Consider the following 6,112-nt stretch of genomic DNA (forward strand, 5'->3'; position numbering starts at 1 on the left):
GGCTCGAGTGCGACGACGTGGCCCAGCCGGACGACGTCGTCGATCAGTCGCAACCGTTCGAGCTCTCCGTGCGACACGATCGCGCACCGGTACATCGATGGCTGCACCGCCTCGTCGATGCGCAGCAGACAGCCTCTTTCAGCCAGCCGCGCGAACAGGTCGTCGACGGAATCGGCCGCGTTGATCGCCCGCCACTGTGCGGAGAAGTCGGCCAGTACGCGTCTGGCGAACTGCGGCCCGGGTTGAACCGAGGCGCGGTCGAGCAGCCAGGAGTCGCGCGGCTTGATCCACGTCAGCCGCTCGGGCGGGATCCCGTGCCGCAGCAGCCACAGACACGCGTCCATGGAGGTCTTGCCGCCACCCACGATGACGTAGCGGTCGCGAACGGCTTCCTTGGGCAGGCCGTTGGGCGGGATGCAGTCGACGCCGGGGGCGACCCCGTATGGCGGGGGTCGCATCGAGGGCGCGACGACGCTGAGATAGGTGGCGTCCACGACTCGGCGCCGGACCTTGACGTGGTAGACCTCCCCGGCCAACGTTCGAAAGCGGTTGTCGCCCAGGTATTCACACATGGGGTAGTACGCGACGCGGCCGCTCGGCAGCAGGTGGTGCCGCATCACCGCTTCGTAATAGGCGCAGACTTCACTGCCGCCGGCCAGCTCGTAGAAGCCCTCGTTCCACCCGCTGGCATCGATCGAATCGCTGCCCAGTGGCCGCGAGTTCACGCCGTAGTACGCCGACGGCTGATGCAGCCGGACGTAGGGGTACGCGTTGATCCAATGTCCGCCGGGCTGGTCGTTGCGGTCGACGAGCACGACGGTCGCGCCCGTTTCGGTGATCAGGGTGTCGACGAACGCCATGCCCATGGCGCCCGCACCGACCACCAGATAATCGGCTTCGATCGTCTGCATCGTGACAGCTTGCCAGGCGGTCAGTTTTGGCAAAGCACGCCTTCCCCGGTGGGATACTGGCAACGATGGCCCGTAAGCCGGAGACGCATTACGCGAAGGGCCCGGGGGGAGAGATCGCCTATCAGGTCGTCGGCGACGGCCCGATGGATCTGGTGATCGTTCCGGGTTGGATCTCGCATGTCGACTTGATGTGGAACGACCCTGGATGGACCACCTTCGTCAGCGAGCTCGCGTCGTTTGCACGTGTGATCCTCTACGACAAGCGCGGCACCGGCCTGTCGGATCCCAGCGACACGGTTCCCACCCTTGAGAGTCGAACCGACGACCTGCGCGCCGTTTTGGACGCTGCAGGGAGCCAGCGCCCGGCCCTGTTCGGCTACTCAGAGGGTGGTCCGATCGGAATCCTGTTCGCCGCAACGTATCCCGACCGGGTGCGGGCGTTGGTGCTTTTCGGGTCCTACGCGTGCGGGTCACTCGAGGACGACGGTTCGCCAGCCCGGAGGAAATGGATCGAGAGAATCGCGTTCGTCCGGGAGACGATCGACCACTGGGGTGAGGGACGCTCGATCGATTGGGTGGCACCGAGCCTAAGACACAACACCCTCTATCGGAGAGCGACCGGGGCGTTCGAACGGGCCGGTATGAGCCCGAGAATGGCGCGACTGACCCTGGACGCGGTTCTTACCCAGGTCGACGTCCGGGGAATCCTCGGCTGCGTGCGAGTGCCCACACTCGTGTTGCACCGCAAGGACGAGGCGATACCGGTTGAATTCGCGCGCGAGATCGCCGCCGAAATGCCCAACGCACGTCTCGTCGAACTCGAGGGGGTCGACCACTGGCCGGCCGTCGGCGACATCGAGTCGATCACTGGCGAGGTCGAACAGTTTCTCACCGGGCAGCGTCACGCGCACTCGCCGGACCGGGTCCTGGCCACCGTCCTCTTCACCGACATCGTCGACTCGACGCGGCGGGCGGCCGAGCTCGGCGACCGACGCTGGCGCGAGCTGCTCGAGCGCCACGACGAGATCACACGTGCCGAGCTCGCCCGTTTTCAGGGCCGCGAGATCAAACACACCGGCGATGGATTTCTGGCCACGTTCGACGGTCCGACGCGCGCGGTCCAGTGCGCCACGGCACTCGCCGAACACATGCCGGAACTAGGCATCGACGTTCGCAGTGGCCTGCATACCGGCGAGTGCGAGCTGCGGGGTGACGACATCGGCGGAATCGCCGTCCACATCGGGGCACGGGTCGCCGCCCTTGCGCAGGCACGTGAAGTGCTCGTGTCCAGCACGGTCAAGGACCTGGTGAACGGTTCCGGGATTACGTTCGAAAGCCGCGGTTCGCACGCGCTCAAGGGCGTCCCCGGCGAGTGGACGCTGTTCGCTCCAGTCGGTGAGCACGATCCGATGGGAAGGGTGCAAAGCACTCACCAGGAGCCAGTCCCAGATCGCTGGGCCGATCTCTTGAGGGGGCACCCCCGCGTCGGGCGCATGCTGCTGCGGACGGCCCGTCCGCGTTGACTGTTAGCCCTTCGGCGGCGTGAACTGACTGAGGACGAGCTCCGCGCCCTGGGGATCTCGGATGGTCGCCGTCTTGGTCCACTCCGAGTCCTCGGAGGCCAGCACGGTGGCGCCAAGGCCTTCCGCGGCGGCCGCGGACGCATCGCGATCCGCCACGGCGAAGGTCACCTGCCAGCGTTCGGGATGCCCCTCGGGGATGAGGCGCATCCAGGCGACGACGTCCTCGAAGCCGGCTGGCGCCGCGATGTCGGACAGCCGTTCCCTGATGTCGGGGTCGACGGTCGCGGCGAGGTGGTCCCCGTATCCGGGTCTGCGGACCATCGTCGCGTACCCGACGTCGTCCACTTCCCAACCGAACAACGACGAGTAGAACGTGGCGGCCTGGTGCGGATCGGTCGTCTGTAGGTCGCTGAAGTTCCACGCACCCGGGGCGTTGACGAGTTGCGCACCGAGACGCTTACGCGCCTGCCACAGCCGGAACTCGGCGCCGCGGGGATCGACGCACACGGCCTGACGCCCACCGGGGCCTGCCTCGACGGGGTCCACGGTCACGGTGCCGCCGGCCGCTTCGACGGCTTTCGCGGTGGCGTCGGCGTCGTCGACGGCGACGTAGGTGTGCCACATCGCGGCCTCGTCGTCGGAGTCGGGTGACGCGATTGCCGCGACGTCGTCACCGCCGATCGTGGCGATCAGGTAGTTGCCCGGCGCCTCGGCAGGCATGACGTCGGTGAACGTCCAGTCGAAGAGGCCGGCATAGAAGCGCTTTGCTTCGTCGAGCTCGTGGGCGACGATGTCGACCCAACTCGGGACGCCGGATGGATAGGTCCTTGGTTCGGTCATCGGAACATTGTTCCCGCGGGGACCGACACGCGAAACAATCAGCGGTACACCAGGCCCGACAATCGCGACGCGAGCGCCCGCGTGATCGGCGGGATGCGGCCGATGATGGCGAGGGCGACGTTCCGCACCGGGCGGAGGGCGCGCGGCAGCGTGGCGAGCTTGGTCAGCCGGTCGGTCAACGCGACCACCTGCTGGGCGATCGGGCGTCGGGTGGCGCTGTACTCGTCGAGCAGCGAGTCGGGGCCGCCGGCAAGGACCGCCGCCAGCGCATCGGCGAGGGCGACGGCGTCCTGGATGCCGAGGTTCATGCCTTGGCCGCCTGCCGGGCTGTGCACGTGGGCGGCGTCGCCGGCGAGCAGAATCCGGCCCGCGCGGTATGTGTCGGCGACGCGGTGGTGGATCCGGAACCGCGAACCCCAGGTGATGTCGGTGACGGTGATGCCGCCGGGCCCCCGGGTGTCGAGGATCTGTTGCACGAACGCCACCGAAGGAACCTCGGGTGCGTCGTCCACGGGTGCGACGATTCGGAAGTCGCCATTGGGCAACGGGGCGACGACGGTGAGGCCTTCACTCGCCCAGAACAGGCGGACTTCGTCGGTAGGTGCGTCGCCAATGAGTCGGGCGTCGGCGAGCACGAACGAGTGCTCGTACGCGCCGCCGGAGAACCCGATGCCCGCCTGCTCGCGGACGGTGCTGTGCATGCCGTCGGCTCCGACTACGTAGCGGGCCCGAACGACGTCGCCGTCGTCGAAGGTGGCGGTGACGCCTGCCGCGTCCTGCGTGATGGTGGCGAGCACCTTGGGGCGGGCGACGTCGCCGCCGAGTTCGCGCACGCGGTCGAGCAGGAGCCGTTCCGTCGTCGACTGGGGTACCAGCAGGGTGAAGGGGTACGCCGTCGCCAATCCGCTGAAGTCGATGGAGAGCAGCGCCTTCGCGCCGTCCCGGATGGCGAATCGCGGTGCCTCGATCCCTTCCTTGACGAGGCGGCGCGTCACGTCGATGCCTTCGAGCACCTCGAGTGTGCGGGCGTTCACCCCGGCCGCACGAGAGGTGTTCGCGCCTTCGGGCTGCCTGTCGACGAGCGTGACGTTGGTGCCTTTGAGCAGCAATGATGCGGCCAGGGTCAGGCCGGTGGGGCCGGCTCCCACGATCAGTACGTCGGTGTCGTTCACGGTGATCTCCTCGGTTGGAGTAAATGCCAACGCGCGTTGGTATTTGTATCGTGCGCCTCGTTTCGGCAAAAGTCAACAGTTGTTGGCCTACACTCGTTGGCATGGGTACCAAGGCCGATCAGACTAAGGCCGTCATCCTGGCTGCGGCCAGGGAACGGTTCGCCGAATCGGGGTATGAGGCCGCCACCATCCGGGCCATCGCGGCTGACGCCAACATCGATCCGTCGATGGTGATGCGCTACTTCGGCAACAAGGACCAGCTGTTCGCGGCGGCGGCCGAATTCGACCTGCAATTCCCCGATCTGTCGGACGTTGAACCCGAGGAATTGGGCCACGCCCTGGTGTCGCACTTCCTGACGCGCTGGGAGGACGACGACGCACTCGTCGTGCTGCTCCGATCGGCCACCACCAATGCCGAAGCGGCGCAACGCATGACGGATATCTTCGCGGGTCAGCTGTTGCCCGCGATCACCAAGTTCGTGGCCGACGACGCGCCGCGCCGGGCTGGCCTGATTGCTACCCAGGTGCTCGGCATGGCGCTGTGCCGCTTCGTCCTGCGGCTGCCGCCCGTCGTCGCATTGAGCCGCGATGAGCTGATCGACTGGCTCGGGCCCACGCTGCAGCGCTACGCGCTCGGTTAGAACGGTGGGATCGAGGTGTCGGGTGCCTCGTCGGCTGCCGCTTCTGTCGTCGGCTCGGGTGTTGTCGGCTCGGCTGGCAATTCGGTGGCGGTGCGGTTGTTTTCGCGTTCGTCGTTGATGCGGCGGGCGCGGTCTTCGGCTCGGGTGGTGCGGCGCCGCGGCATCGTCAAGCCGGCGGTGTGAGCCGGGGGTGGTGTGCCGGTCGCGACGATGGGTGCGGTGGGTGCCGACAGGGTCGGAAACAGCAGCCGGCTTGCCGGGGTGGTGGTGTACGTGCGGCCATCCGGTGCAGTCCAATGGATGGTTCCGTCCGGCATTTGTCGATCCCGCCAGCCGCCGTCACCACCCCAGAACGTCTTCAACAAGTGGTGAAAACGGCAGAGACACTTCAGGTTCGACGCACCCGTCGCCCCGTACGGCCACGGAATCGTATGATCCACATCACAACTGGTGGCGGGCTGGTGGCAGCCAGGGAAACGGCACGTCAGGTCCCGACACCGGACGAACTCGGCCAGCCGCTTCGAGGGTGTGTAGCGGGGTTCGGGCGGCGCTTGCCCGGGGTGGACGATCGGGCGGATCTTGGCGTTGCGGGTGGCGCGGCGGGTGAGGGGTCCGGGGAGGAAACCACCACCGAGGATGGCGCCGGGCCGAATCTGACTGGGTTGTCCGGGGGTGGGGGTCATCGCCTCGGCCAGTGTCACGTCGCGGAGCGGCTTGGTGAACATCGGCGGTGCCACACCGTCAAGCCCCGCGCACTCATCAACGGGGGCCACCGGCTCGGAGTTCGTGGATTTGGCTTCATCGCCAGCGTTCTCGGCGCATCGGTCGGCAGCATCAGCGTCGGCGACGGTGTCCCCGGGACCGGCGGATCCGCTGGGTCCGGTGGGCTCGTCGGGCTCGGGGTTGGTGATGGTGTCCTGGTGGGCGATGACGTAGACCACCACACCGCTCGACGCCGGGTTGTTGGGGGCGGGGCAGTCGTCGGTGTCGCAGAGGCACATCAGTCGGTCGTTGCCGTGGGCGAG

General features: G+C 67.5%; 6 protein-coding genes. 2 read left to right on the top strand and 4 right to left on the bottom strand.

The window, feature by feature from the left end; all coding sequences use genetic code 11:
• Positions 1-911: NAD(P)-binding protein (locus QOD90_RS05530; protein ID WP_526347481.1), on the bottom strand; the 911-nt coding region annotated here is incomplete at its 3' end.
• Between the two features lie 65 nt (positions 912-976).
• Between QOD90_RS05530 and QOD90_RS05535 the strand changes: the two genes are divergently transcribed.
• A complete protein-coding gene (locus QOD90_RS05535) occupies positions 977-2,434 on the top strand; it encodes an adenylate/guanylate cyclase domain-containing protein (RefSeq protein ID WP_526347483.1) in 1,458 nt (485 codons plus the stop codon).
• Positions 2,435-2,437: 3 nt separating this feature from the next.
• On the opposite strand, the gene QOD90_RS05540 is transcribed toward QOD90_RS05535, so the two are convergent.
• Positions 2,438-3,274 carry a VOC family protein gene (locus QOD90_RS05540; RefSeq protein ID WP_526347485.1) on the bottom strand — a complete coding sequence of 279 codons (837 nt, stop codon included), beginning with the start codon at positions 3,272-3,274 and terminating at the stop codon, positions 2,438-2,440.
• Between the two features lie 38 nt (positions 3,275-3,312).
• Positions 3,313-4,446, bottom strand: a complete 1,134-nt coding sequence (locus QOD90_RS05545) for an FAD-dependent oxidoreductase (protein WP_526347491.1) — start codon at positions 4,444-4,446, stop codon at positions 3,313-3,315.
• A 101-nt stretch (positions 4,447-4,547) separates the two neighbouring features.
• Between QOD90_RS05545 and QOD90_RS05550 the strand changes: the two genes are divergently transcribed.
• Complete coding sequence (locus QOD90_RS05550) at positions 4,548-5,087, top strand: TetR/AcrR family transcriptional regulator (protein WP_526347487.1); 540 nt, start codon at positions 4,548-4,550, stop codon at positions 5,085-5,087.
• On the opposite strand, the gene QOD90_RS05555 is transcribed toward QOD90_RS05550, so the two are convergent.
• On the bottom strand, positions 5,084-6,112 hold a 1,029-nt coding region (locus QOD90_RS05555), incomplete at its 5' end, for an HNH endonuclease signature motif containing protein (RefSeq protein WP_526347489.1). The genes QOD90_RS05550 and QOD90_RS05555 overlap by 4 nt on opposite strands.

The sequence above is a fragment of the Mycobacterium sp. genome, from assembly GCF_032161845.1.
Taxonomy (GTDB): Bacteria; Actinomycetota; Actinomycetes; order Mycobacteriales; family Mycobacteriaceae; genus Mycobacterium.

Excerpts from the sequence above, each read along its gene's own strand:
- QOD90_RS05535 (WP_526347483.1), top strand. The coding sequence starts at position 977 with ATGGCCCGTAAGCCGGAGACGCATTACGCGAAGGGCCCGGGGGGAGAG.
- QOD90_RS05540 (WP_526347485.1), bottom strand. The coding sequence starts at position 3,274 with ATGACCGAACCAAGGACCTATCCATCCGGCGTCCCGAGTTGGGTCGAC.
- QOD90_RS05550 (WP_526347487.1), top strand. The coding sequence starts at position 4,548 with ATGGGTACCAAGGCCGATCAGACTAAGGCCGTCATCCTGGCTGCGGCC.